The sequence below is a fragment of the Kiloniellales bacterium genome, assembly GCA_030064845.1.
Taxonomy (GTDB): Bacteria; Pseudomonadota; Alphaproteobacteria; order Kiloniellales; family JAKSDN01; genus JASJEC01.
Map to the genome: position 1 here is coordinate 1 of JASJEC010000092.1, position 24,729 is coordinate 24,729.

A 24,729-nucleotide genomic window follows, 5' to 3' on the forward strand; every position below is an offset into this window, starting at 1 on the left:
ACGCCGCCCGTCAGTTTGGTCCGGTCCAGCTCGGCCTCGAGATCGCGAAGCTCCAGCTTCTCTGGCCCCGCCACCAGCCGCCCGTCGAGCGCCAGGCGGCGCAGTCGATCCCCCGGCAAGCCGCCGAAGCCGTAGCCGAGCCAGGCCGCGAGACGCCTCAGGTTGTCGGCGCGCAGGGTGATCCGGCCGTCGAGCCCGGGACCGGTCGGAGCCGCCGTGGCCCGGCCACTGAAATCCAAGGCCGCGCGGCCAGGCAGCAGGGCCGCGGCGCGGCCGACCTCCAGCACGCCCCCGGCGAGGCGCGCCTCGAGCCGGAGGTCCCTCACCGCCTGGCCGCGGTAGTCGGCGGCGTCGACCGCGATGTCCAGCGCGGCGCTCGCCCGGTCCCAGAAGCCGGGCCCCGTGCTGAGGGCTTCGGCGGCGCCGGCCTGCGGCGCGGCGGTCGTTTCCGTGCCGGCGCTTGGTTCCGCCCCGGCCTCGCCGCCCGCCCCGGTGTCGGCAAAGAAGGCGTTCAGATCCAGGCGCGTCGCGCGCAGCGTCAGGCCGATTTCGGGGGACGGCCCGAACGCCGCCTGCGCCTGGCCGGAGAAGCGGGCCTCTCCGAGGGTGAGGTCCACCTCAGAGGCGCTGGCCGCCGTGCGGTCGCCCTCGACCGCCGCCTTGACCGCGAAGGGCCGGCCGGCGCCGACCGTTACCAGACCCTCGAGCCCGGCCAGGGGCAGGAAAGCGCCCAGGTCCTCGCCCCGTGCATCGACACGGCCGCGCAGGACCGTCCCGGATTCCCCGGGAGTCAAGCTGCCGGCGAAGCCGGCGGATCCCCGCAGCTCGGGCAGCTCGAGCGCGACCTTGGCACGGGCCGCCCGATCGGGCCGCAGCGCGGCGGTGTCAACCTCGAAGACCGTCCGACGCCCCTCGACGACGGCCTCGCCCCGCGCCTCGAAGGGCCCGTTGAGCGCGGCCGCGGCGATCTCCGCGTTCAGGGCCTCGATACGCCGCTCGGACCCGCTCGCCGCATCTCGGAAGGAGACACTGCCGCCGCGGACGACCACGCTGCGAATGGCGACACGCTCCGGGGTCTCGGCGATCTCCGACCCCGCCCGGTCCAGACCCTGGAGCTCCCAATTGCGCCGCCCGTCCGCCAGGATCTCGAGATGGAGGCGCGGCTCGACCAGTTCGAGACTGTCGAGCCGGACCCGCCCCTGCAGCAACGGCAGCCAGGCGATCCGCAGCCGCAGGGCCTCGAGTTCGAGCAGCGCATCCGCCGACCCGCCCGGAACATTGGCCAGGCGCACCTCGGCGGCGGTGAAGGTCGGCCGCGGCAGCAGGGCCAGCCGGACGTCGCCTTCGATCGTCATGCTCCGTCCGGTCAGCGCCTCCACCTCGGCGACCAGCCGGCCCTTCTGCGTGTTCCAGTCGAAGAAACTCGGCCCGACCAGGGCGCCCGCGATCGCGATCAGGAACAGGCCGAACAGACCGAAGATGAGCTTGTTCAAGGGGCTCCTCTCGCCGGTCGCGAAGGCTTCGCGACGGGTGTCGCGCTAACGGTGATCCTCACCTCCGGAGCGCCGATTTTAGTTCAATGCCCGACGCGGACAAGCCGGGGCTGGCCGCTCCGGGGCGCGCGATCCGGTCAGATCCTGACGACCTTCCCGGGGTTCATGATTCCCTGCGGATCGAGGGCCTGCTTCACCTGGCGCATCACCGCAACAGCCTCGCCGTGTTCGGCGGTCAGGAAGTCCAGCTTGCCGTAACCTATCCCGTGCTCGCCGGTGCAGGTGCCGCCCATGCCGAGGGCGCGCAGGACCATGCGGTCGTTGACCTCCTGGGACTTGGCCATCTCTTCGCTGTCGTCGGGATCGATGATGAAGCTGAGATGGAAGTTGCCGTCGCCCACGTGGCCGACGATAGGCGCCAGCAGGCCCGACTCCTCGATGTCCTTCTTGGTCTCCAGGATGCAGTCCGCCAGGCGCGAGATCGGCACGCAGACATCGGTCGCCCAGCCCTGGGCGCCGGGCTTCAATGCCAAGGCCGCGTAGTAGGCGTCGTGGCGCGCCTGCCAGAGCCTGCTGCGCTCTTCCTGGGCCGCCGTCCAGCGGAAGTCGCCGCCGCCCCACTCGGCTGAGATCTCGCCCACCGTGCGGGCCTGTTCCTCGACCCCGGCCGCGCTGCCGTGGAACTCGAAGAACAGTGTCGGCCGGACCGGGTAGTCGAACCCGCTGTACTTGTTCAAGGCGTCCAGCATGACCTCGTCGAGAAGCTCGATGCGCGCGACCGGGATCCCCATCTGGATCGTGTTAATCACCGTGTTGACCGCACCCTCCAAGGTCTCGTAGGGGCAGACGGCCGCCGAGATGGCCTCCGGGATGCCATAGAGCCGCAGCTGGATCTCGGTGATGACGCAGAGCGTGCCCTCCGAGCCGACAAACAGCCGGGTCAGATCGTAGCCGGCCGCCGACTTGCGCGCGCGCCCACCGGTCTTGATGATCCGGCCGTCGGCCAGCACCGCGGTGAGGCCCAACACGTTCTCGCGCATGGTCCCGTAGCGCACCGCGTTGGTGCCCGAGGCGCGGGTCGCCGTCATCCCGCCGAGGGAGGCGTCCGCGCCGGGATCGATCGGAAAGAACAGACCCGTGTCCCGCAGGTACTCGTTGAGCTGCTTGCGGGTTACGCCGGCCTGCACCCGGCAATCCAGGTCCTCGGCATTGACCTCCAGCACCTCGGCCATTTGGCTGACGTCGATCGAGATGCCGCCGTGCAGCGCGGCGATGTGCCCTTCCAGAGAGGTTCCCGTGCCGAAGGGGATCACCGGCCGCTTGTGCTCGGCGCAGACCTTGACGATTTCTGCCACTTCCTCGGTGCTGCGGGCGAAGGCCACGGCGTCCGGCGCCTGGGTCGGGTGGTAGGACTCGTCGCGCCCGTGCTGCTCGCGCACGGCCAGCGAGGTTGACAGCCGGTCTCTCAGCAGCGCCCGGAGCGCCTCGACGACGGGGTCCTTGGTCAACGTTTCGGCCATGGCCGGCTCCCTTCTGGTGACTGACGGGGCTTATACCAGAATTCGGCCTGTACAACACGGCACAGCGCAGCGGACGGGGGACGGGGGCCGGGGCGAGGCCTCGCGCCGCGACGGCTTGGCCGGGCTCGCTGTTTTGCTCTAGAATAAATGACCAAGGCCTTGGAGGCTCCATGGAACAGAGAAGACCGAGCGACATTCCTCCCTACCGCGCCGGCGGGCGCGAGCGTCTGGTGCGGCTGGCCGACTTCGTCCTCGGCCTGTCGCCGGAGCGCTTGACCTTCCTGCACTGGCACGACCGGGGCCGCGGCTGCGCGGTCGGCTTGGCCGCGGTCGGCGATCCCTGGTTCATGGCCCAGGGCCTGCGCCTCGAGGGCGCGGATAGCCTCAAGGACTGCTGCCCGACCTACGAGGGCGCGAAAGACTGGCCGGCGGTGGCCCGTTTCTTCGAGATCAGCCTGGCGGACGCCCGCCAGCTCTTCGACCGCGGGGGCTACGGCGACGACCTGCAGCCCGGTCCCGAGCGGGTCGCGGCCAAGATCCGCGCCTATCTCGCAGAAACCGCGGTGGACGCGGTCGCCGGGTGAGCGCCCCAGGCGCCAGTATCCGGAACGCCAGATTGCGCATCGTCCCCTCGCGCCTCGCTCGGCGCCTCGCCGGCCGGCGCGGCCTGGCCCTGGTCGCCGTGCTCTGGGGCCTCACCCTGCTCGCCCTGATGACGGCCAGCTTCACCAGCACCACCCGTACCGAGGTCGTCCTGGCCTTCAACGCGCTCGAGAGCGCGAAAGCCGAGCAGATCGCCGAGGCGGGTATCCACAGGACCATCCTCGGGCTGCTCGCGTTCGACGAGGACGGTGAACCCTGGCGGGCCGACGGCTCGGTCTACGGCTGGCGCTTCGAAGATAGCGAGATCCGGGTCTCGGTTCAGGACGAAGGCGGCAAGATCGACCTCAATGTGGCCCAGCCGGAGCTGCTGCGGGCGCTCTTCATCTCCGTCGATGTGGCGCCGGAACGGGCCGACGCGCTGGTCGACGCGATTCTCGATTTCCGCGATTCCGACGATCTGCGCCAGCAGAACGGCGCCGAGGACGACGACTACGAGCAGGCCGGCCTGCAGCACGATTCCAAGGACGCGCCCTTCAATTCGGTCGAAGAGCTGAACCAGGTCTTCGGCATGTCCGCCGAGGTCTTCCGCCGCGTGGCGCCGGCGCTCACGGTCTATTCGGGGCGGGGCGAACCCTTCGCAGAGGTCGCGCCGCCGGTGGTCCAGGCCGCCATCGAGGTCGCAAACTTCACGCTCGAAGCGGAGGAACTGGCCGAAGCCGGCCCGGAAGAAGGAGAGGAAGGGGACGAAGGAATAGCGTTCGAGCCCGATTTCGACACGCTCCTCAGCGAAGAGTCGGCGGAACTGTCGGAGCCGGTCGACTCCAACGCGCCGATTCTGCTGCGCGAGGGGCGAAGCAACCTGCGCTCCGGCAGCCCCGCTTTCGCTATCCACGCCGAGGCCCGGGTGCCCAGCGGGGCGGTCTTCGTGATCGACACGGTGGTCCAAACGCCGGCTCCGGACGGCAGCCCCTATGCCTTCATGACCTGGCGGCGCGGGGCACGGCAGCACCTCGGGGATCCGGTGGAAACGGCGGACGTGGAGTAGCGGCCCGGCCGCGCCCACGCGGATAGCGATCTTGTCCAGCTTGCTGCGCCCCGACGCCCTCTTCCTGATCCTTGCGGCGCCCTTCATCGGCAGCTTCCTGGGTCTTCTGGCCCATCGCCTGCCGTCGGACCTGCCCTGGATCGGGGGCCGCTCGGTCTGCCCCGCATGCCGCGCCACGCTCGGCTGGCGCGATCTCTTGCCCCTGGTGTCCTGGATCGCCAGCCGCGGCCGCTGCCGCCACTGCGGCAAGGCGATCGGCGCGGTCTATCCGGCTCTCGAGATCGGCGCGACCGCGGTGGCTCTGTGGAGCCTGGCCACGCTGCCCGGCTGGCTGGCCTGGGCGACGGCGGCGCTCGGCTGGTGCCTGCTACTGCTCGCCGTGATCGACGCGCGTCACATGATCCTTCCGAACGGCCTGACCCTGCCCCTGATTCCGGCCGGTCTCTGCATCATCGCGGTGATCGATCCCGACCGGATCTGGGGGCACCTGGCGGGCGCCGTCGCGGGCTTCCTCTTCATCGCAGCCGTCGCTCTGGTCTACCGGCGGCTGCGCGGCCACGACGGCATCGGCTGGGGCGACGCCAAGCTGCTCGCGGCGGCCGGCGCCTGGCTGTCGTGGCAAGGACTGCCCGGGGTCCTGCTCCTGGCCTCGGCCAGTGGCCTGGCGCTGGTCCTGCTGCTGGCGCTGATAGGCACCCGCGAACTGAGCGGGCGTCAGGCCGTGCCGTTCGGGCCGTTCCTCGCTTTCGGATTCTGGATGGTCTGGCTCTACGGGCCGATCGGCTTCGGCTGATCCGCTCAGGCTCAGCTCACGTCGGGGCGCAGGTAGCCGAAAAGATCGAAGCGTATCACGAGCTCCGGCTCGCTCGGCGCCTCCTGTTCCTGGTTGCGGCGCCGGGATCGGCGCGCGCGCCGGTTCTTGATGTCCAGGTTGTCGATGAAGACGAAGGGCCGGCGGCTCTCCAGGGTGTAGAGGATGCGGGTCAGCGCCGACAGGGTCGCAGTCAGCTGAACCCGCACGCTAACCCGCTTGAATTCGCCGTCGCTGGTGACCGGCAGGATCTGAACGCTGCGCAGCTTGCCGTCGTGCTTCTGAATCGTGGCGCTGACATCGGCCTGGAGTTCGGCAGCCGCCAGGGCGTCGGTATCGCCGCTCAGGTAGACGCCGCTGCGACTCTGGCGCTGGGCCAGCGATTCGTACTGCTCTTTGAGTGCCGGGTAGGAACGGGCGATCTGCTCGTAGCGCCGCAGATTCTCGTTGGTCCTGGCGATGTCGTCGTCCAGGTCCAGATAGGCCGAGATCAGCGGGTCGAAAAGCAGGAGGTAGACCGCCAGCACGACCGCGACGACCAGCGAGAGGGCCGCCGCCCGGCTGGCCCAAGGCGGCAATTCTCTCATCGGCTCAATCGCGCTTCATGGCTCGAGGGGCGCCGGTGGCGCCGGAACCCGGAGGTCATCCGGGATGCTTCGCAGGACCGCGGCCTGGAATCAAGCAAAATCATCGGCTTGGGACGACGCCCCGCGACCGGCGGAAGAGGCCGGGCACCGCCGCTCATGACTCCTCCTCCGCGATCCGGTCGGCGACCTGGATGCGGCCGGTAAGCCAGTCGACCAGCACATGATAGGTCGTGTCGCCCAGGGTCAGTGAGACCCGCCCGCCAGTCGACGTGCCGTCGGGATAGAACCTAATTCGTCCGCCGCCGTTCTCGTCCAGCTCGGATTCGGCGGTCAACAGGGAGAGCGCGATATCCGGGTCGAGCACCTCTTCCTGGTCGGCGCGGCCGCCGCGGTATCGCCCGCTCTCGACGTCGACCTGGACCACGTGCTCCCGGTTCTCCTTGATCGCCCGGCTCCGCGTGGCGCGCATGACCGCGGCCAGCTCCTGGGCCGCCGACTTGACCTGCAGGGAAGGCACGGCGCTCTGGAAGGCGACCGGCGCCAGGGTCAGCAGGAGGCCAACGATGACCAGCACGACCATCAGCTCGACCAGTGTGAAGCCGCGAGGCTTTCCGGGACAGGCGGGGCTCCTGGCCGGGACGGTCATGGCATCAGGCCCCGGGCGATCCGCCGGCCTTGGGGCCGTAGCTCTTGAACTTCTCCACGACCCGCTCGATCTCGTCGTCCGGCAGGATGTCCGGGCCGCCGATAGACAGCGAGAGCAGATACTCCTGGGCCAGGGTCTCGACCTCGCCGGCCAGCCAGAGCGTCTTCTCCAGGTCCGGCCCGGTGGCGATCACGCCGTGGTTCGCAAGCAGGCAGCAGGTCCTGCCCTCGAGCGCCGCCAGCGCGTTCTCGGAGAGTTCCGCCGTGCCGAAGGTGGCGTAGGGCGCGCAGCGGATCGTCGGCCCGCCGGCCGCCGCGATCATGTAGTGCACCGCGGGAATCTCCATGCCCCGGATGGCGAGCGTTGTGGCGTAGAGCGAATGGGTATGGACCACCGCGCCGACCGCGGGCCGCGCCGCCAGGATGTCGCGGTGGAAGCGCCACTCGCTGGACGGCTGGTGCTTGCCCTGGTGGCCGCCCTCGAGATCCATCAGGACGATGTCCTCGGGCGTCAGTTGCTGGTAGGGAATGCCGCTCGGCGTGATCAAGAGGCCGTCGTGCCAGCGCCGGCTGACGTTGCCCGAGGTGCCCCGATTGAGCCCCGAGGCGTCCATCGCAAGACAGGCCTCGATGATCGCCCTGCGCGCCGCGGTTTCCTCGGGGGTCACGGGCAAACTCCGTTCAGGTTCGGGCCCATCGCTGCAAGCTGGTTAAACCGAAGCAGAATGTCCAGAGTGAAGCCTGTCACGCCGTGCCATAGCGAAGGGTTAACATACCACCTGTCGTGGGGAGGCGTGGCATGGAACGAATGCCGCCAGGTAGATTGAGGAGCTACGGAGAACTGGCGAGAAGGATCCTTGTAACAGCGCGGAAAACTGGCGCGCGAGCTCGTCTATAGCCCTTATCGACGGCCGCTGCCGCCGTCCTTGCCACGGCTTGCCAAGTCCGGCCCTCTACGCCACATGAAGTGCCTCTTTCCACCAAAGCGAGCGCACGAGTCCCCATGACCCTGCCCACCCCGCCCGAGGCGGCCAAGGAACCCCAAAGCACCAAGATTCACGGGGTCACGCTGAGCGACCCCTACAATTGGTTGCGCGACCCCGGCTATCCCGAGGTCTCCGACAAACGTGTGCTGAACCACCTGACGGCGGAGAACGCCTACTTCGAGGCGGTCATGGCGCCGCATAAGGCCTTTACCGAAGAGCTCTTCGAGGAGCTCAAGGCCCGTATCAAGGAAGACGACTCCTCGGTCCCGGTCAAGGACGGCGACTTCCTCTACCAGTGGCGCTTCGACAAGGGAGCGCAGTACCGCAAGTGGTTCCGCTGGCGCGACGGTACCGCCGCCAACGGCCAGGGGCCTGAAACCCTGCTGATCGACGAGCCGGACCTGGCCGAAGGGAAAGGGTACTTCCAGCTGCGCGATCTGGAGGTCAGCCCCGACGAAACGCTGGTCGCCTACACGACGGACACCGACGGCTCCGAGCGTTTCACGATCCGCATCAAGGAAGCCGAGACCGGCAAGGTGCTGGACGACACCATCGGCAACACCAACGGCGTCGTGGCCTGGGCCGCCGACAGCCGCACCCTGCTCTACGTCGAGCTGAACGAGAACCTGCGGCCCTTCCGTGTCCGCGCCCACGCCCTCGGCGGCGATCCGGCGAAGGACCCCGTGATCTACGAGGAGAGCGACTCCTCCTTCTTCGTCGGCATCGACCGGACCCAGTCGCGCCGATTCCTGGTGATCGCCAGCGGCGACCACGTGACCAGCGAGCTCAGGGTCCTGGAAGCCAGGACGCCGCTCGAACAGCCGCGCCTGATCGCCGAGCGGGAGCGCGAGCACGAGTACGACCTGGAGCACGCGGGCGACCGCTTCTTTATCCGGACCAACGACAAGCACAAGAATTTCCGCGTGGTCGTGGCGCCGCTCGACGCGCCTGGCCGCGAGAACTGGCAGGAGCTGATCGCTCCTGACGACCGCCACTATCTGCAGGACCTGACCTGCTTCGGCGGCTTCATGGTGATCGAGGAACGGGTCGACGGCCTCGACCAGGTCCGCATCCGCGCCTACACCGGCGAGGAGCACTCGGTCCAGTTCCCCGAGGCGGCCTACGCCGCCGGCCTGGGCAACAACCCGGAGTTCGACAGCCCGAAGCTCAGGATCGGCTACACCTCCATGGTGACGCCCGCGACAGTCTACGACTACGACCCCGAGACGCGCGAGCTGACCACCCTCAAGGTGCAGGAGATCCCGAGCGGCTACGACAAGGCCCGCTACCGTACGGAGCGCCTGATGGCGCCGGCCCCCGACGGGACCCTGATCCCGGTCTCGATCGTCTACCGCGAGGACTTCGCCAAGGACGGCGAGGGCCGGCTGCACCTCTACGGCTACGGCGCCTACGGCTTGGGCATGAGCCCGGCCTTCTCGACGTCCAGGCTCAGCCTGCTCGACCGCGGCTTCGCCTACGCCATCGCCCACATCCGCGGCGGCGACGAGCTGGGCTATCACTGGTACGAGGCGGGCAAGCTTATGAACCGCCGCAATACCTTCGGCGACTTCATCGCCTGCGCCGAGTTCCTGATCGCCGAAGGCTACTCGGCGAAGGGCCGGATCTCGATCTCGGGCGGCAGCGCCGGCGGCTCGCTTATGGGGGTCGTCGCCAACGAACGGCCCGACCTGTGGGGCGCCGTGGTCGCCGACGTTCCCTTCGTCGACGTACTGAACACCATGCTCGACGACTCCCTGCCGCTGACCCCGATCGAGTGGCCCGAGTGGGGCAACCCGAAGACCGACAAGGCGGCCTTCGACTACATCCTGGGGTACAGCCCCTACGAGAACGTCGCTGCCCAGGCCTATCCGCCGATCCTGATCACGGCGGGCCTCAGCGACCCGCGCGTCACCTACTGGGAGCCGGCCAAGTGGGCCGCCAGGCTGCGCGCCACCAAGACCGACGACAACCTGCTGCTGCTCAAGACCAACATGGGCGCCGGGCACGGCGGCAAGTCGGGGCGCTTCGAGAGCCTCTACGAGGTCGCCGAAGCCTATACCTTCATTCTGAAGGCCTTCGGCCGGGTGTAGCTGCGGCAGAGCGGGTCATGACTTGACGGAAGCGCGTCGCGATTCCGTCAAGTCATGTGAATTTTCTCGATATCAACTTGGTAGAGCGGATTTACCGGGTTTGATGGATCGCCTCCGGCGTTTCAGGCAAACCCAGATCTGCTCTGGAGGCGAAATAGGTCGAGCGGTTTCCGTCGAGGACAAGGAGCTCTTGCCCCGCCGATAGCCCGGAGCCCTTATAGACCTTCCCGAGATCAAAGATGAACTGGGTGAGAACCCTGTCGACGGCGCTCTTCGTCGATTGCTGGACCGCGTTCTTCATGGCGAAGGCGCCGCCCCAGAACATCTTGCCGCCTTGGCTGATTCCGACTGACGCATAGCGCTTCGACAGCAGCTCCCTGGCGCCGTCGCGCGCCGTTATGTTCAGGCTGATGGAGGCCTCGAAATCCTGGAAAGCATAGTCGTGCAGGTCGAAGATGATCAGCAGGCCCTTGTTCGCATCGGGCGACAGGGTCTTGGTCACTTGACCGAATGCGGTTCGCGCGTCTTTGCCGTTCATGGTGGCGTCGAGCACTGGCCCGATCTGGATGGCCCAGGTGTTGGCAAGCCCGCCCATGGCAGAGACGAACTCGTAGCTGTGGTCTTGGGTTCTCGGTGTCAGATAATACGCGGTCGAATCGGAGACCGGGGAAAAGGTGACGGCCCCCTCGTTGTTGACCAAGTATTGGGCGTAGTCAGCGTGGATCTGATGGGTGCAGCCACCGGTCATGAGGCCGACCATGGCCGCGAAGAGTAGAAACATCTTTCGCATTTTTTCCCTCCGATATTCGCACCTCTCACCGTGAACCCGGCAGTAGCACGTACGATTCTTCAAGTTCCATTCTAGGTTACTGCCTGGCCGGGCCGGGCCGCTACTCCAGCTTCACGAAGTGGCCGCCCTGGTAGAGGTGCTGGCGGTCGTCGGGGTCGTGGGGTGGTTCCTTGGCGACCACAGCGGCGGCGTGGTCCTCGGCATCGTCCTCGGGCCGGTAGCCGAGCTGGGCGGCGCGGGAGTTGTCCCACCAGGAGCGCGCATTGTCGGAGACGCCGTAGACGATCTCGAAGTGGATGTCGGGGTGCTCCAGGCCGATCGCGACCAGCTGGCAGAGGTCGCGCGGGCTGACCCAGATCGCCAGGCGCCGCGCGTCGATCGGCCGGTCAGCGACGTTGCCGATCCGGATGCAGAAGGTCTCCAGCCCGTACTTGTCGGCGTAGAGGCTGGCGATCGCCTCGCCGAAGGCCTTGCTGACGCCGTAGCGGCTGTCGGGCCGCACCGTGACGTTGGGCCCGATATGCTGGTCCCGGCGGTAGAAGCCGACCGCGTGGTTGCTGCTGGCGAAGACCACGCGCTTCACGCTTGCCGCGCGCGCGGCCTCGAAAAGGTTGTAGGCGCCGACGATGTTGTTCGGCAGGATTTCCTCCCAGGAGTCCTCGGCCGGAACGGCCGCGAGGTGGACGATGCCGTCCACGTCCTCCATGGCGCCCCGCAACAACGTCGGGTCACCGAGGTCGCCCTGGATGAAAACCTCGTTCGACCCGAGCGCCTCGACCGGCGTCCGGTCAAAAAGACGGAGGCAAAACCGGCCGGCCAGTCCATCGCGCAGGACCCGCCCCACCTGCCCGGCCGCGCCAGTGATTAGTATGGTCTTCATCGCGTCTTTCCTTCAGCGGTCCGACTTGCACGATGATCATAACCAACCGGCCGCCCGGCGAGATGACCTGAAACAGGCTCGAGCGCGTCAGGGCCTTTGATGCCGCCTTGGCGTAAGGTCGCTGCCCTGCCACTCCATTTCGTAGATATGGGAATCGAGCGTGCCCCAGATGCGGCTGCCGACGACGTAGGTGACTTTCACGACTGCGCTCTCCGGGTCGGCGGCCAAGACATCGACGTCTTCGATGACGGCGATGTCTTGGCCGGCCTGGTTCGGCGCGAAGATGTTGTTCTTGGTGTTGTATCGCTCCAGTGCCACGATGGCGGTTCTGGCCTGACCGGAGAAAAAAGCCTCCACGCGCCGTTTCTCGTTCGCCGGCACAGGCCCGGCGAAGGCAGAAGACCAGAGCTGGTTATCGGGGACCGCCGCGCGCTTTCGCGCCAGATCCGCGAATTCACCGTCCGGATAGGCCGCCAGGAACGCCCGGTAATCGTCTGAATTCCGGCTGTTGCGGATGTTCCGCCAGGCCGCGGCCTCCGCGCTGGTGGCAACCGGCTTCGCCTGCTCGGCCGGCGATCGTTCTGCGACCCCGGCGGCTGCAATCGACTCCATTTCGTTCTGGATTTGGGCCTCCAGGCTATGGATCCATTCGTTGTAGTTCGGGTGGATCATCGCCCTCGCCTCGTCGTAATTGAGGTTCACGCTGTCCCGGTACCGAATGGAGAAGGCCTCCGTATCGAACTTGATGTCGACCAGCGCCTGATGCTTGCCGCGCACGTTGACCTTGGCTTCGAGGTGGCCGGGAGCGATCTCCGTCATCTGCCAAGCCGTGACCTTGCCGGCCCGGACTATGCCTTTTTGCACCTCATCCAAGGTGACGCCCGCCGGCGCTTTCAGCGGCGCCGAATGGACGTCGTCGATGGGCGCCGTGCGGCAGGCAGCCACAGCAAAGAGTGCCGAGAGCATGGCGAACCCGATCAAACGCTTCACGTCGCTTACTCCTCCGATCGACATCGAGGTCCAACTATTGCTGTTTGGATGGGAGCGGGCTTCGTCAATTTTTCGCTACTTATCACCAAGGAATGATTACTCGGCGCGCGGGAAGCCGGACGAGGACGTCAGATCAGCCGCTCGGTCGTGTCCAGGGTGACCGCGAAGAGGATGGCGCCGATCGCCGTGATGAAGAGCGCGCCGGCCAGCGCAAGGCCTTGGCGCAGACGCGCCTCCCAGACCTCGCTGAAGCTCCCGATCCGCCCGGCCAGGCGGTTGCCGTAGACGCTGGCGATGCCGAGCAGGGAGACGGTCAGGCCGGTTCCCACCGCCATCGCGAAGGTCGAGACGATGCCGTAGATCAGGAGTCCGTTCGCCAGGGTGAAGAGCAGCACGATGACCGCCCCGGAGCAGGGCCTGACCCCGATGGCCAGGATCAGCGCCGGCACGTTGGCCCGTCCGGCCCCGGTGGCGGCTGCGTGGCCGTGGCCCTGGTCATTGCCATGGTCATGACCGTGGTCGTGCCCGTGACCATGAGCGTGGTCGTGACCGCCATGGGAGCAGGTCTTCCCCGTCACGGCGCCGTAGAGCATCCAGAGCCCGAGGACGACGATCAGCGCGTAGCTGACCAGCTCCAGGGTCCGCACGTGCCCGGTCACCTGCAGGTGCGGCACACTGAGGGCAACCGCGAAGAGCCCGACCAGCAGGATCGCCGAGATGGCCTGCACGAGGGCCGCGGCGAAGGAGATCAGCACGCCGTTCCTGATCCGGCTGTCGTGGGTCAGCAGGTAGGAGCTTATCACGACCTTGCCGTGACCCGGCCCGGCGGCGTGAAAGATGCCGTAGAGGAAGGAGAAGACGACGAGCAGCGCCGCCGCCGCCAAGCCCTCGCCCGCCTTTATGTCGCGGACGATCCCGGTCAAGCGCCGCTGGGTCGACGCCTGCAGCTGCTTGATTTTGAAGTAAGTCCGATAAAAGAACCCGGGCTCCTCGGCCGGGGCCGCCTGGTTCAGCCCCGGCAAGGCCTGGGCGGCCGCCTGGGGCACGGGCGCGGCGGCGAGCCCCAGGAACAAGGCCAGCAACAGGAGAACCCGGTGCAAAGTCATGCGGTGCCTCGCGCTTGGGGCCACGGCCTGCCGGTCTAGCCAATGCATCCCGGTCTGACAAGTGCTGCTCCGGGACCTCGCGCCCTCGACCCCTGCAAGCCCCAGATTTGACATGCGGTACGCCGGCATTATCAATAAGTTCTTAATGCCCGATGGATAGCTCTTGATCGCCCCGTGAGCGGAGCATGACCCTGACAAGACCGCCCTGTCGTTCCGGCCTGATCGCGGGCCTTTTCGTCCTCGCCCTCCTGTTCGCGGGGCGGGCCGCCTGGGCCCACCCCCACGTCTGGATCCTGGCCGACGTCAACCTGCGCGGCAGCGACGGCGTGGTCGAGGCGATCGAGGTCGAGTGGGCCTTCGACGAGATGTACAGCGCATTGGTGATCCAGGACTTCGACATCAACGGCAACGGCGCGCTCGACCCCGAGGAGCTCCAGACCATCAGCCGAATGAGCACGGAGTCCCTCAAGGAGGTCAACTACTTCACGGTCCTCGCCCTGAACGAGCGGCGCCTGCCCGTGGCCGAGGTCGAGGAGCTCGTCGTGCGGGTCGAAGACGGCGTGCTGATCTACAGCTTCCGCGTGCCCCTGCCCAAGACGGTGGACCCGCGCCAGGTCGCGTTCGGCTTCGCGCTGTACGATCAGACCTACTACGTCGACGTCCAGCTCAACGGCCGCGGCGCGGTCAAGGTCTCGGACCAGGACTTCGCCGGCTGCCGGCCGATCCCCACCGAAGACGAGGCCAACCCGATCTATTTCGGGATGGTCTATCCCCTGCTGGTCAGGATCAGCTGCGAGGAGCGGCGGCAGGATTCGTAGGGCTGCGTCCGGCGAGGCCTCTATGACTGACGACATGCAAGCGCCTCCAGCCCCGGCTCGAGCGGCGAAGGATTCGACCGCTTGGACGGGTTTGGGCGAGCCCGACGATGTGACCGAGCATGAGCGGAGCGCAACCCTTGTGTACCGGATCACCGCCGAAGGCGCACACCGTGCCGCTCGGCGGGTGAACTTCCTGTGGATCGGCTTCCTCGCACTCGCCGGGATTACCGTGGGGATGGCTTTCTTGTTCCCCGGACTGCCCGAGAGCAGCAAGGCAGTGAAGGTTGAGCTCGTATTCACGGGAATCGTGATGCCGCCGGTGCTTGCTTTCCTCGGTTACGTCCTCTGGAAGTGGACCGTGAGACAGAAGCAATTCAAGGTCGGCGCGCCCATCCTGCAAATCGACGATCACGGCTTCTCGGACAGCCGTCAGCATCGCGGACGGATTCCATGGTATGCAGTTGAGAGCATCGTGGCCGACAGCCTCGAGAACGAACTCTCGAACCAGGGGACCCACGTCTTCGTCAGGCTGAAATCTCCCACCGAAGACGCGGTACTGGACGCTAAAGGCAAGCCGCTCGAACAGGTGACGATATGGACGACTCCGCTTGGCCTTGAGGGCCGCCACCTTGCCAGGGTTATGCGTGCCCGCTGGGAGGCCACGTCGGCGCAAGACGGCTCCGGCTGAAGGCCTCGAGAACAGATCCGGGTTTGACTGAATCGCCGGAGGCGATCCATCAAACCCGATGAATCTGGTCTAAACAGATTCCACTCTAGGCGGCCTGCGGGCTGCTGTGGTCGACGACCTCGCCGCGCGCCGGGTAGCCCCTCTCGATGACGAAGTCGAGCGCGCCGAGGATCTCGCGGAAGCTCGGGCGGGCGAAGGGCATGGTCTGGACAGTTCCGAAGTAGAGCGTGCCGTCGGGCCGGATCAGGTAGAGGCCGGGCTCGCTGAATAGCGCCGGCTCCTCGATTCCCGCCGAAGTCTTGCCGATGCCCGCCGAGACGTAGAGCCCCCAGGCGCGCGCCGCATCCAGGTCGAGGCCGTAGCCCAGTGCCAGGTTCGGCAGCTTCCACTCTTCCTTGGCCCGGGCCGCGCGCTCCTCGCTGTCGCTGGAGACCGCCACTACCGAGACGCCGCGCTTCTCGTACTCGCCAAGGGTCCGTTCGAGCTCGCCGAGGTAGCGGGCGCAGATCGGGCAGTGAAGGCCCCGGTAGAACACGACCAGGGTGAAGTTCTCGGGCTTCTGGTCGGCGAGGTGCCAGGTACCGCCGCCGACCAGAGGCACCTCAAGGGCGGGAACGGCTTGGCGCGGCATCAGGGGTGTTAGCGTTTTCATGGGCGGCCTCCTCCGGGCTAGTCAGGTCGTGGGAAGAGCGCGGAGATCTGCCAGACAGCCCCCGCACCCGACCGCCTCGATATGGGTCGGCCGCTTAAGCGGTCAACAAAAGCGGCCGCAGAACAAGCAGATGTGATCGCGCGGAAAAAATGGGGGTCAGTCGCTCCGGAGGTAGCCGTCCTCGAAGGCCACGCGCTCGGCGCCGGTGAAGCGGCGCAGGCGCTCCAGCTCGGCCTCCAGCGCGTCCCGGCGGCCCCGGCCCCAGCGGCAGCGGGGTTCCGGCCAGAGCCCCTTGACGGCGAGGCGGCCGGTCGCGCGGTCGTGCTTCATGTCGATCCGGCCGACGAAGCGGGCGCCCTCGAGCAGGGGAAAGACGTAGTAGCCGTAGCGCCGCCTGGCCTCGGGCACAAAGACCTCGATCCGGTAGTCCAGGCCAAAGATCCGCTCGGCCCGCGCCCGGTCGCGCAGCACGGGATCGAAGGGGCTGAGCGCGCGCAGGCGCTTGGGCGGCTCCGGCAGATCGCCGAGCCCGGCGAGGACTTCGCGCGTCGTGTAGACCTTGCGCGGCTTGCCCCCCGCAACCGCCTCGACCTCGGCCTCGACCAGCTCGCTATCCGGCCGTCCGCGGCACCAGCGCGCCGCCTCGGCCGGCGTGACCGCGTCCCAGAAGGCGGCGAGCTCGCCGTGGGTCGCGAAGCCGAGGCGCTCGAGCGCGCCGCGGCAGGCCCAGTCGATCGAGGCCTCGTGCGACGGCGCCTCATCCCTGTGACAGGCGGGAATCACCCGCTCGGCGAGGTCGTAGACCTTCTGGAAGCCCTCGCGGCGGGCGACGGCGAGCTCGCCGGTGCGCCAGAGGAACTCCAGCGCGGTCTTCTCCGGGTGCCAGTCCCACCAGCCGGTGCCGCCCTTGGTCTTGCCCTCCCCCGGGGCGCCCCCCGGGTCACCCCCCGAGTCATTCGATGGGCCGAGGTCCCGGGCCCTGGTCGGGCCCCGGTCGCGGACCTGGGCCAGGACCCCGTCCATGGCCTCCTCGAAGCCCTCGCGGCGCCACTGGCGCCAGCGCTCCAGCAGGCGCGTCCGCTCGCGCTCGAAGCGGCGCCGCCAATAGGGGTAGAAGTCGCTCGGGATGATCGCCGCGTCGTGGGTCCAGTTCTCGAACAGCGCGGCTTCCCGCTCCAGGAGCCGGGCCAGCAGCCTGTGCCGGTAGGTCTGGTTGCGCGAGAAAAGGATCTGGTGGTGCGCCCGTTCCAGCGTCTGGATCGAATCGACCTGGACGTAGCCGAGCCGCGCAATCAGGTCGAGCAGCCCGTCCTTGGTCAGCTTGCGGTTCGGCGGGTCGGCCAGGCCCTGGCGCGCGAGGATCAGGCGGCGCGCCTCGGCGTTGCGAATGACCGGGAGAGACAAGGCACCAGCTCGCTATCTGCAATCTCGGGCCGATCTTGGGCGGGATTCGCCGGTCGGCGCAAGCGCGGTCCCTACTCACCGTCCCGCTTGAGGAAATCCTGCAGCGTGCGGCCCGGCTCGGGACGGAAGGCCTCGCCCAGGACCTGGAAGCCCTCCATGCGGTCGAGGCGGAACGAGCGGAAGTCCCGGCGCAGCTCGCACCAGGCGTTCAAGAGCCAGATCGGGCCGAAGAAGGCGAGCGCCAGGGGCCGCACGTCGCGCTCCGTCGCCGCGCCCTCGGCGTTGCGGTAGGCGAAGCGCACCTTGTAGCGCTCGCGGATCGCCCGGCGCAGGTCGCCCAGGTCGAGCGCGATCGGCTCCATGTAGTGGTTGGCCGGCGCGAGCAGCGCCGTCTCCTCCATGTGGCGGCGCAGGCGTTCGGGAATGACCGTCTCGACCTTCGCGATCACGTCGCGCGCCGCCTCGGCGAGCTTCGGGTCGGCCCAGGATTCGACGATCCGCGCGCCCAGGACCAGCGCTTCGATTTCCTGCTCGTTGAACATCAGCGGCGGTAGGTCGTAACCCTCCCTCAGGATGTAGCCGACGCCGGCCTCGCCCTCGATCGGGACGCCGCCGGCCATGAGGTCGCGGATATCGCGGTAGACCGTGCGCTCCGACACCTCGAGCTTCCCCGCCAGATCGCTGGCCCTGGCCAGCTTCATCCGGCGCATCAGCTGAATGATCTCGAACAGCCGATCGGCCCTGCGCATGCTTTGCCTCGTTCTACGCCTTGCGGGTCGGTCCGGGCCGGCTGCCGCCCCCGGAAGCGGGGGGCTCCTGACAACCCTTGTCAGGAACGTGCAGCCTAGCAGCCCCATCCTGACAGCTTGCTGTCAGGAGCGGGCAACTAAGTTGAAGCCACGGAAATCGGGCGCTCCCGCCCCGACCACAAGGAGAGAGGATCATGATCATCGCCCTACTGACCAGGCTGGCCGCAAGAGCGACCCTGGCCTACCGGCGCCGCAAGGCGCGCCGCGAGCTGCGGCTCTTGAGCGACCACGTCCTGCGGGACATCGGCATCGAGCGGCACCAGATCGCCGCCGTGGTCGAGGCCCGCGTCACCGCCGCCGCCAGCCCTCTGGAGACAGAGCGTCAATGGGAGCAGGCGAAGCGGCCCGAGCCCCGGACCCATCGGCCGGCGCCGCGCCTGCGCGTGGCGGCATAACCTCTGGGGCCGATAAGACCAGCCAAGCCAAACGTCGATCGACCAGACACTCGGGCCGGGTTCGAAGGACCCGGCCCTTTCGATTTCCAGAACGGTCTAGCCGGAGCCTTCGCTGCGCCGCACCTCCTGCTCGATCGCGCCGAAGAGGCTGGCGCCCTCCTGATCGAACATTTCGATGCGCACCCGGTCGCCGAACCTGAGGAAGGGGGTCTCGGGCGCGCCCTTTTCGATGGTCTCGATCATGCGCCGCTCGGCGATGCAGGACGAGCCCGCCGAGCGGTCCTTGTTGGAGACCGTGCCGGAGCCGACGATGGTGCCGGCGGCCAGCGGCCGGGTCTTCGCGGCGTGGGCGATCAGGGTCGGGAAGTCGAAGGTCATGTCGACGCCGGCGTCGGGCCGGCCGAAGACCTCGCCGTTCAGGGTCGAGACCAGGGGCAGGTGGAGCTTACCGCCGTCCCAGGCCTCGCCAAGCTCGTCGGGCGTGACGGCGACCGGCGAGAAGGCGCTGGACGGCTTGGCCTGGAAGAAGCCGAAACCCTTGGCCAGCTCGCCCGGGATCAGGTTGCGCAGGCTGACGTCGTTGACCAGCATAATCAGGCGGATGTACTGGCCCGAGTCGTCTGCCGAGACGCCCATGGGCACGTCGCCGGTGACCACCGCGACCTCGGCCTCGAAGTCGATACCCCAGGCCTCGTCGGCCATGACGATGGGGTCGCGCGGCCCGAGGAAGGAGTCGGAGGCGCCCTGGTACATCAGCGGGTCGGTCCAGAAGCTCTCGGGCATCTCGGCGCCCCGGGCCTTCCTGACCAGCTCCACGTGGTTGACGTAGGCCGAGCCGTCGGCCCACTGGTAGGCCCGCGGCAGGGGCGAAGCGCAGGCGGCGGGGTCGAAGGGGAATGGGAACCTCTTTCTGACGTCATCGATCTCGGACAGGTATTCCTCCGCTTCGTCGCCCAGATCTTCACGCATCCTTTCTTCCGCAAGTCCCGGGTTCGCCTCTAGCTCAGCATGATCTGCGCGAAGTTTGACCTCACTTGAATCGACGACTGTATCCAGCATCTGGGCATAAAATTTGAGAAACCACTCGGTCTGATCCCAATCATCGAGGGCCGCTTGCAAGGTGGGAAAACTCGTTCCCAACGCCCAATTCAAACTGCGGTTCACTACAACCAGCGTTCCGTCGCGGCCGCCTTCCTTCAGGGTCGCTAGCTTCACGGGGCGCCTACTCCGCCGCCGCCTTCCAGGAATCGACGTAGCCGTCCCACTCCACGCCGGCGGGCAGCTCGCCAACCTCGAGCGCGTCGCGGGTGTCGATCATCACGGCGTACTCGTCGGTCGCCGGCTTGGACTGCTCGAACATCTTGGTCAGCGCCTTGGGGTGGGGGCCGTGGGTGAAGCCGCAGGGGTGGTAGGTCATCATGCCCGGATGGATGTTGTCGCGGCTGAAGAAGTCGCCGGCGTGGTAGAAGATCACCTCGTCGTAGTCGTCGTTGTTATGGAAGAAGGGCACCTTGAGCGCGTCGGGGTCGCTCTCGAAAGGCCGCGGCACGAAGGTGCAGACGACGAAGCGGTTGCCGACGAAGGTGGTGTGGGCCGAGGGCGGCAGGTGATAGCGGTGGCTCATCAGGGGCCGGATGTCAGCCACGTTGAGCCGGACCGGCGCCAGGTCCCCCTTCCAGCCGACCGCGTCCAGCGGGTTGAAGGGATAGGTCACCGTTGAGACCGCGCCGCGCCGCTTGATGCGGACCCGCCAGCTCTCCTCCGACTGCTGGGCCAGGAAGGCCTCGTCGATCGCCGGTACCTCGAGCATGGCCGGATCGAAGATCGCGTGGGGCCCGACCAGGCCCTTGTCGGGCAGCTGGTAGCCGCCGTTGGTCGCCTCGATCAGGAGCGCGGAGACCGGCTCGCGGCATTCCAGGCGCCACATGGTCGAGCGCGGCAGGACGATGTAGTCGCCGGCCTCGAAGCCCAGCCGGCCGTAGTCGCAGAACAGGTCGCCCGCGCCCTGGTGCACGAAGATAAGCTGGTCGCCGTCGGCGTTGCGCGCCAGGTGGTCCATGGTCTCGGGCGCGCGCCAGAAGCGCAGCGAGACGCTGGCGTTGGAGAGCACGACCGGCGCGTCCCAGGGCGAGTCCTCGGCGCGGTTCAGCTTGACGAGATCGAGGGCGCGCGGCCGGAGCGGGCCTTCCCAGGCGCTCCAGCCGGTCGGCGGATGGCGGTGGTACATGTGGGTCGCCGGGCCGAAGAAGCCTTCTTTGCCCAGCTCCCGCTCGTAGGTGCCCGGCGGCAGGCCGGTATGGGCCTGGCGCGAGGCCTGGCCCTCGACACGGGGAAAGGCGATCGGCTTGCGCATGGTGTCGCTCCCTTCGCGGGGATTGTCAGAAGCTCGTCTGTTTAGTATTGTTTCAAACGAAACGATGTCAAGGTGGAGCGGCGCCGAAGTGCCGAGCGGGCGAGAGAATGGCGGAACCGGCGAGACGGCGGCGCCGCACGGCGCCTTCGTGCTGGACGACTTCCTGCCCTACCGCCTCTCGGTCGCGGCCAACCGGGTCAGCCGGGCGCTCGCCGTGCGCTACGCGGCCCACGGCCTCTCGATCCCGGAATGGCGGGTCATGGCCGTGGTCGGCGGTTTCGCCCCCTTGTCGTCGAACGAGGTCTGCCGGCGGACCGAGATGGACAAGGCCAAGGTCAGCCGCGCGGTCACCCGCCTGGTCGCCGCCGGACTGCTGGCGCGCCGCCCGGACGAGACCGACCGGCGCCTGATCACTCTGTCCTTTACCGCCAAGGGCCGCCGGACCTACGAGGCCATCGTGCCGCTCGCGCTGGCGCTGGAGCAGGAGTTGACCGCGATGCTGCAGCCCGGCGAGCGGCGCACGCTGGACCGCATCCTCGACAAGCTCCGGGCCGGGCCGGCCGCCGCGCCTTGAGAAGCTCTAGCTGCGCGCAGCAGGCGTTGACGGAATGGGAACATCTGGTGGGGAGAATGGCGCCCGACCGAGCAGGATTCACCATCGGGGAGCGCCTGGACTTGAACGATCGGCAAAGCGACGGGGCCGAAGCCTACGTCACCGCCCGCCTGAACGCCCGGCTTAGGCCGCTGGACCGCGGCGAGATCTATGAGGACGCCCTCGACGGGCTGCTGAAAGACCGCTCGCTCGGCGAGGTCACCGGCGGCGGCACAATGCAGGGGGAGAGCGGCGAGATCCAATTCTGCGACCTCGAGATCCGCCTGATCCAGGTGACCGAGGAAAGCCTGGATCAACTCCGCCGCTGGCTCGAAGACCTGGGCGCGCCCAAGGGCTCCGCCCTGCTGTTAGACCGGGAGACCGACAACGAAGTCGCCTTCGGCCGGAACGAGGGTCTGGCCGTCTATTTCAACGGCACGGACCTGCCCGATGAGGTCTATGCCGAGTGCGACATCAATCTCGTGTTCCAGGAATTCGAGAAGCTGCTTGGCGCCAACGGCAGGATCCAGAGCTACTGGGAGGGCCCGCAGGAGACCGCGTTCTACCTCTACGGTCCCTCCTACGGCACGATGCTCGCCGCGATCCAGCCCTTCCTAGACAGCTATCCGCTGTGCCAGAAAGCACGGCTCGTTCAGGTCGCCTGACAGCTCAGGACGGCCCGAGCCCTACCGGGTCCCCAACGGCGCGCGCTTGATGATGCCGCCGTTTCGGTTAGGCTTCAGGGATTGAAGCTTGCGGATAGGGGCCCAGTCCATCGCGACTTCGCCTTGACCATGGTGCGACGGGGGCGCGGTGCGTGGCCGAATTTTATTGATGGCGGTTCTCCCGATGGTGCTGGCGCTGACCGGCGGATGCTCGATCCGCGGGTTCGCCGTCGACACGATCGGCGACATGCTGGCCTCGGACAAGTCGGTCTTCACCGAGGACGACGACATAGAGCTGATCGGCGGGGCCCTGCCCTTCAGCCTCAAGCTCACCGAGAGCCTGCTCGCCGAGTCCCCGAAGAACCGCAACCTCCTGCTCACGGCTGCCCGAGGCTACGTGCTCTACGCCTACGCCTACGTGCATTTCCCCGCCGAGCAGGCGGCGGACGAGGATCTCGCGAGGGCCAAGGTCCTGCGCGCACGTGCAGGCCGGCTCTACCTCCGTGCCTTAGGTTTCGCCCTGCGCGGGCTCGAGACCGGGACCCCCGGCTTCGGCGAGGCGCTGGAGCGCCAGCCCGACGCGGCGGTCGCCGAAGTCGACGGGGAGGCGGCCCAGAACGTCGACTTCCTCTACTGGTCGGCCAGCGCATTGGGCCTGGCCATCTCGGTCTCCAAGAACGACACCGCCATGCTGGCGCGTCTGCCCGAGGTCGAGGCGTTGCTGCGCCGCGCGCTGGCCCTGGACGAAGACTTCGACGAAGGCGCGCTGCACGAATTCGCCCTGGTCTGGGCCGCCGCCGCGCCGGGCCGCCGGGATGAGGCCGCGATCGAGCGGCACTACCAGCGGGCGCTGGCGCTTTCCGGCGGGCGGCGCGCGAGCCTTTTCGTCGCCTACGCCATGGCCACGGCCGTGCCGGCCCAGGACCGCGCGCGGTTCGACGGGCTCATGGACCGGGCCCTGGCGATCGATCCCGACGCGGACCCTGACCGGCGTCTGCTGACCGTGGTCGCCCAGCGCCGGGCGGCGTGGCTGCTTTCGCGCGCCGACGAACTGTTCTTGGAGTAAGGAGAAGGAGCGCCGATGCCGGGCAGACTGATTCTGGCGGTTTTCATGACGCTGATCGGGTTGGCACCCACCCTGGCCGCGCCCACCCTGGCCGCTCCGGTCACGGTAAAGCTGGGTACCATGGCGCCGGAGGGCTCGGTTTGGCACGACGCGCTGCTCGAGGTGCGCCAGGACTGGCGCCGCATCAGCAACGGCGAGGTCGAGCTGCGGATCTATCCGGGCGGTGTGCTCGGCGACGAAGTCGAAATGGTGCGCAAGCTGCAGCGCCGCGGCCTCGACGCCGTGGCGATCACCGGCGCCGGCCTGCCGCGCCTCGAACCCAGCTTCGACGTGCTCAACATACCCCTGCTGTTCGAGACCTACGACCAGTTCGACTACGTGCGCGCAAACATCGTGCCCGAGCTGGAAAAGCGACTGGAGCAGCGGCGCTTCAAGGTGCTCAACTGGTCCGACAGCGGGTGGGTCTACTTCTTCACCAAGTCGCCGGTCCGCACCCCCGACGACCTCAAAGCGCTGCGGCTCTGGACCTCGGCCGGCTGGCCGGAGGCGGAGAAGCTCTACGCACAGTTCGGGTTCAATGTCGTGCCGCTCGCCGCGACCGACATGCTGACGGCGCTGCAGACCGGTCTGATCGAGGCGATCGACGTGCCGCCGCTCTTCGCCCTGCTCGACCGCTCCTATCAGGCCACGGGCTATATGACCGATCTGGGCTGGGCGCCGCTCAACGCGGCCACGGTGATCAGCCTGCGGGCCTGGCGGCGCATCCCCGAGCGCTACCACAACGCCCTCTTGGAGTCGATCCGCAAGGTCGCGCGGGACACGCGGCTCGAGTTCCGCCGCAGCGCCGAGCAGGCGGTCACCGAGATGAAAGCGCGGGGCCTGAAAGTGATCACCCTGGACGCCGCCACCGAGGCCCAATGGCGCCGCGAGGCGCGGACGGCCTATCCGGCTCTGCGCGAGAGCATCGGGCTGCCTGCGCTGTTCGACGAGGTGCTGCGGCTGGCCGAGGAATACAAGAACGACAACCCGGACTCTTTCTCGTCCGGCAAGGCGAGCCAGCCCTAAACCGATCGCCATCAGAGGGCCGAGGCGAGTCCGGGCTCATATTGTCGCACGCACCTGGGCGCCGCATCGGTTTGACGGTGTGATCCCAGGCTCACGCGGTCCGCTCCCGTGTCTCGATTGCGACCCTCGGACGTCGCCCAGGTCGGCACCGGGAAGCCGCTACACCGAAAACGTGGCATTTGGCCTCGAACACGGGGGATTCCCTGTTCAGGATCAAACACCTTTCCCAGCGGGCGACCGAAACTCGCAAGCGCGGCTGATTCACGTAGCGGACATTATCGGCAGATGTATTCGACACTGAACGGGAACAGCGATCCCCGCATCTACTGGCCGGAGGGCACACGGCTCTTCGATCGATGCGAGAACGCGCTCGCCATCGCCGTGTTCGCCTTGATCGCGGCCCTGCCGGTGGTGGAGCTGGCGTCCCGCGAGCTCCTCGGCGGCGGTGTCCCGGGCTCGATTACGATGGTCCAGCATCTGACCCTCTGGATCACCTTCCTCGGCGCCGCCCTGGCCGCCCGCAGCGACCGGCTTCTGGCAATGGCGACCTCGGAGTTCCTTCCCGAGCCTTGGCGCATGCGGGCCCGCCGGTTCACCGGCGGACTCGCCGTGGCGGTCAGCGCGACCCTCGTGGTAGCGAGCGTGCAGCTGGTCGCGATCGACCACGAGTTCGGCG

26 protein-coding genes and 1 pseudogene are annotated in these 24,729 nt (G+C 67.8%); 12 read left to right on the plus strand and 15 right to left on the minus strand.

Features of this window, described 5'->3' with window-relative positions; all coding sequences use genetic code 11:
* Both QNJ67_22085 and QNJ67_22090 read right to left on the minus strand, forming a co-directional pair.
* Positions 1-1,493, minus strand: a 1,493-nt coding sequence (locus tag QNJ67_22085) for an AsmA family protein (protein MDJ0611679.1), incomplete at its 3' end; no start/stop codon positions are given.
* A 137-nt stretch (positions 1,494-1,630) separates the two neighbouring features.
* Positions 1,631-3,013, minus strand: a complete 1,383-nt coding sequence (locus QNJ67_22090; protein ID MDJ0611680.1) for an FAD-linked oxidase C-terminal domain-containing protein — start codon at positions 3,011-3,013, stop codon at positions 1,631-1,633.
* Positions 3,014-3,183: 170 nt separating this feature from the next.
* Between QNJ67_22090 and QNJ67_22095 the strand changes: the two genes are divergently transcribed.
* Genes QNJ67_22095 through QNJ67_22105 form a run of 3 tightly spaced genes read left to right on the plus strand, consistent with a single transcriptional unit; the run spans position 3,184 to position 5,454 of the window.
* Complete coding sequence (locus QNJ67_22095) at positions 3,184-3,597, plus strand: hypothetical protein (protein ID MDJ0611681.1); 414 nt, start codon at positions 3,184-3,186, stop codon at positions 3,595-3,597.
* Positions 3,598-3,629: 32 nt separating this feature from the next.
* On the plus strand, positions 3,630-4,661 hold the full coding sequence (locus QNJ67_22100; GenBank protein MDJ0611682.1) for a type II secretion system protein GspK: 1,032 nt from the start codon (positions 3,630-3,632) through the stop codon (positions 4,659-4,661).
* Between the two features lie 31 nt (positions 4,662-4,692).
* Positions 4,693-5,454, plus strand: a complete 762-nt coding sequence (locus QNJ67_22105) for an A24 family peptidase (GenBank protein MDJ0611683.1) — start codon at positions 4,693-4,695, stop codon at positions 5,452-5,454.
* An 11-nt stretch (positions 5,455-5,465) separates the two neighbouring features.
* Here QNJ67_22105 and gspM read toward each other — a convergent pair whose 3' ends face one another.
* The 3 genes from gspM to QNJ67_22120 all read right to left on the minus strand — a co-directional run bounded on the left by gspM (position 5,466) and on the right by QNJ67_22120 (position 7,372).
* Entirely contained in the window at positions 5,466-6,059 is a 594-nt protein-coding gene (gene gspM, locus QNJ67_22110; GenBank protein MDJ0611684.1) for a type II secretion system protein GspM, read from the minus strand.
* 154 nt (positions 6,060-6,213) lie between these two features.
* Positions 6,214-6,705, minus strand: coding sequence for a GspH/FimT family protein (locus tag QNJ67_22115; protein MDJ0611685.1), 492 nt, complete (start codon positions 6,703-6,705; stop codon positions 6,214-6,216).
* A gap of 4 nt (positions 6,706-6,709) precedes the next feature.
* A complete protein-coding gene (locus QNJ67_22120; protein MDJ0611686.1) occupies positions 6,710-7,372 on the minus strand; it encodes a class II aldolase/adducin family protein in 663 nt (220 codons plus the stop codon).
* Positions 7,373-7,707: 335 nt separating this feature from the next.
* Here QNJ67_22120 and QNJ67_22125 point away from each other — a divergent pair, with 335 nt between their 5' ends.
* Positions 7,708-9,780, plus strand: a complete 2,073-nt coding sequence (locus QNJ67_22125; protein ID MDJ0611687.1) for a S9 family peptidase — start codon at positions 7,708-7,710, stop codon at positions 9,778-9,780.
* Positions 9,781-9,871: 91 nt separating this feature from the next.
* On the opposite strand, the gene QNJ67_22130 is transcribed toward QNJ67_22125, so the two are convergent.
* The 4 genes from QNJ67_22130 to QNJ67_22145 form a co-directional block, all read right to left on the minus strand.
* Positions 9,872-10,540, minus strand: coding sequence for a hypothetical protein (locus QNJ67_22130; protein ID MDJ0611688.1), 669 nt, complete (start codon positions 10,538-10,540; stop codon positions 9,872-9,874).
* A gap of 130 nt (positions 10,541-10,670) precedes the next feature.
* The gene (locus QNJ67_22135; GenBank protein ID MDJ0611689.1) at positions 10,671-11,450 is read right to left on the minus strand and encodes an NAD(P)-dependent oxidoreductase; all 780 of its coding nucleotides are present in this window, start codon (positions 11,448-11,450) and stop codon (positions 10,671-10,673) included.
* Between the two features lie 87 nt (positions 11,451-11,537).
* Positions 11,538-12,440, minus strand: a complete 903-nt coding sequence (locus tag QNJ67_22140) for a hypothetical protein (GenBank protein MDJ0611690.1) — start codon at positions 12,438-12,440, stop codon at positions 11,538-11,540.
* 128 nt (positions 12,441-12,568) lie between these two features.
* Positions 12,569-13,546: an ABC transporter gene (locus QNJ67_22145; GenBank protein MDJ0611691.1), complete on the minus strand. Its 978-nt coding sequence runs from the start codon at positions 13,544-13,546 to the stop codon at positions 12,569-12,571.
* Between the two features lie 185 nt (positions 13,547-13,731).
* Between QNJ67_22145 and QNJ67_22150 the strand changes: the two genes are divergently transcribed.
* Together QNJ67_22150 and QNJ67_22155 are read left to right on the plus strand one after the other, a co-directional pair.
* Positions 13,732-14,364, plus strand: coding sequence for a DUF1007 family protein (locus QNJ67_22150; protein MDJ0611692.1), 633 nt, complete (start codon positions 13,732-13,734; stop codon positions 14,362-14,364).
* A 22-nt stretch (positions 14,365-14,386) separates the two neighbouring features.
* Positions 14,387-15,052 (plus strand): hypothetical protein, encoded by a 666-nt coding sequence (locus QNJ67_22155; GenBank protein ID MDJ0611693.1) that lies wholly within the window; start codon positions 14,387-14,389, stop codon positions 15,050-15,052.
* Positions 15,053-15,137: 85 nt separating this feature from the next.
* On the opposite strand, the gene QNJ67_22160 is transcribed toward QNJ67_22155, so the two are convergent.
* From QNJ67_22160 to QNJ67_22170, 3 genes are all read right to left on the minus strand, one after another.
* Positions 15,138-15,704, minus strand: a complete 567-nt coding sequence (locus tag QNJ67_22160) for a peroxiredoxin-like family protein (GenBank protein ID MDJ0611694.1) — start codon at positions 15,702-15,704, stop codon at positions 15,138-15,140.
* 156 nt (positions 15,705-15,860) lie between these two features.
* Positions 15,861-17,108, minus strand: coding sequence for a crosslink repair DNA glycosylase YcaQ family protein (locus QNJ67_22165; GenBank protein ID MDJ0611695.1), 1,248 nt, complete (start codon positions 17,106-17,108; stop codon positions 15,861-15,863).
* 71 nt (positions 17,109-17,179) lie between these two features.
* Positions 17,180-17,857 (minus strand): YafY family protein, encoded by a 678-nt coding sequence (locus QNJ67_22170; protein ID MDJ0611696.1) that lies wholly within the window; start codon positions 17,855-17,857, stop codon positions 17,180-17,182.
* A 194-nt stretch (positions 17,858-18,051) separates the two neighbouring features.
* On the opposite strand from QNJ67_22170, the gene QNJ67_22175 reads away from it, so the two are divergent.
* Positions 18,052-18,312 carry a DUF1127 domain-containing protein gene (locus QNJ67_22175; protein MDJ0611697.1) on the plus strand — a complete coding sequence of 87 codons (261 nt, stop codon included), beginning with the start codon at positions 18,052-18,054 and terminating at the stop codon, positions 18,310-18,312.
* A gap of 96 nt (positions 18,313-18,408) precedes the next feature.
* Here QNJ67_22175 and QNJ67_22180 read toward each other — a convergent pair whose 3' ends face one another.
* The 3 genes and pseudogenes from QNJ67_22180 to QNJ67_22190 form a co-directional block, all read right to left on the minus strand.
* The gene (locus tag QNJ67_22180) at positions 18,409-19,281 is read right to left on the minus strand and encodes a fumarylacetoacetate hydrolase family protein (GenBank protein MDJ0611698.1); all 873 of its coding nucleotides are present in this window, start codon (positions 19,279-19,281) and stop codon (positions 18,409-18,411) included.
* Between the two features lie 75 nt (positions 19,282-19,356).
* Positions 19,357-19,527 (minus strand): annotated as a pseudogene (locus QNJ67_22185) (hypothetical protein).
* A gap of 7 nt (positions 19,528-19,534) precedes the next feature.
* On the minus strand, positions 19,535-20,665 hold the full coding sequence (locus QNJ67_22190) for a homogentisate 1,2-dioxygenase (GenBank protein ID MDJ0611699.1): 1,131 nt from the start codon (positions 20,663-20,665) through the stop codon (positions 19,535-19,537).
* Between the two features lie 88 nt (positions 20,666-20,753).
* Here QNJ67_22190 and QNJ67_22195 point away from each other — a divergent pair, with 88 nt between their 5' ends.
* From QNJ67_22195 to QNJ67_22215, 5 genes are all read left to right on the plus strand, one after another.
* On the plus strand, positions 20,754-21,239 hold the full coding sequence (locus QNJ67_22195; protein ID MDJ0611700.1) for a MarR family winged helix-turn-helix transcriptional regulator: 486 nt from the start codon (positions 20,754-20,756) through the stop codon (positions 21,237-21,239).
* A 101-nt stretch (positions 21,240-21,340) separates the two neighbouring features.
* Positions 21,341-21,922 carry a hypothetical protein gene (locus QNJ67_22200; protein MDJ0611701.1) on the plus strand — a complete coding sequence of 194 codons (582 nt, stop codon included), beginning with the start codon at positions 21,341-21,343 and terminating at the stop codon, positions 21,920-21,922.
* Positions 21,923-22,091: 169 nt separating this feature from the next.
* Positions 22,092-22,988, plus strand: coding sequence for a TRAP transporter TatT component family protein (locus QNJ67_22205; protein ID MDJ0611702.1), 897 nt, complete (start codon positions 22,092-22,094; stop codon positions 22,986-22,988).
* 15 nt (positions 22,989-23,003) lie between these two features.
* Positions 23,004-24,053 carry a TRAP transporter substrate-binding protein DctP gene (gene dctP / locus QNJ67_22210; protein ID MDJ0611703.1) on the plus strand — a complete coding sequence of 350 codons (1,050 nt, stop codon included), beginning with the start codon at positions 23,004-23,006 and terminating at the stop codon, positions 24,051-24,053.
* A 285-nt stretch (positions 24,054-24,338) separates the two neighbouring features.
* Positions 24,339-24,729: TRAP transporter small permease subunit (locus QNJ67_22215; GenBank protein MDJ0611704.1), on the plus strand; the 391-nt coding region annotated here is incomplete at its 3' end.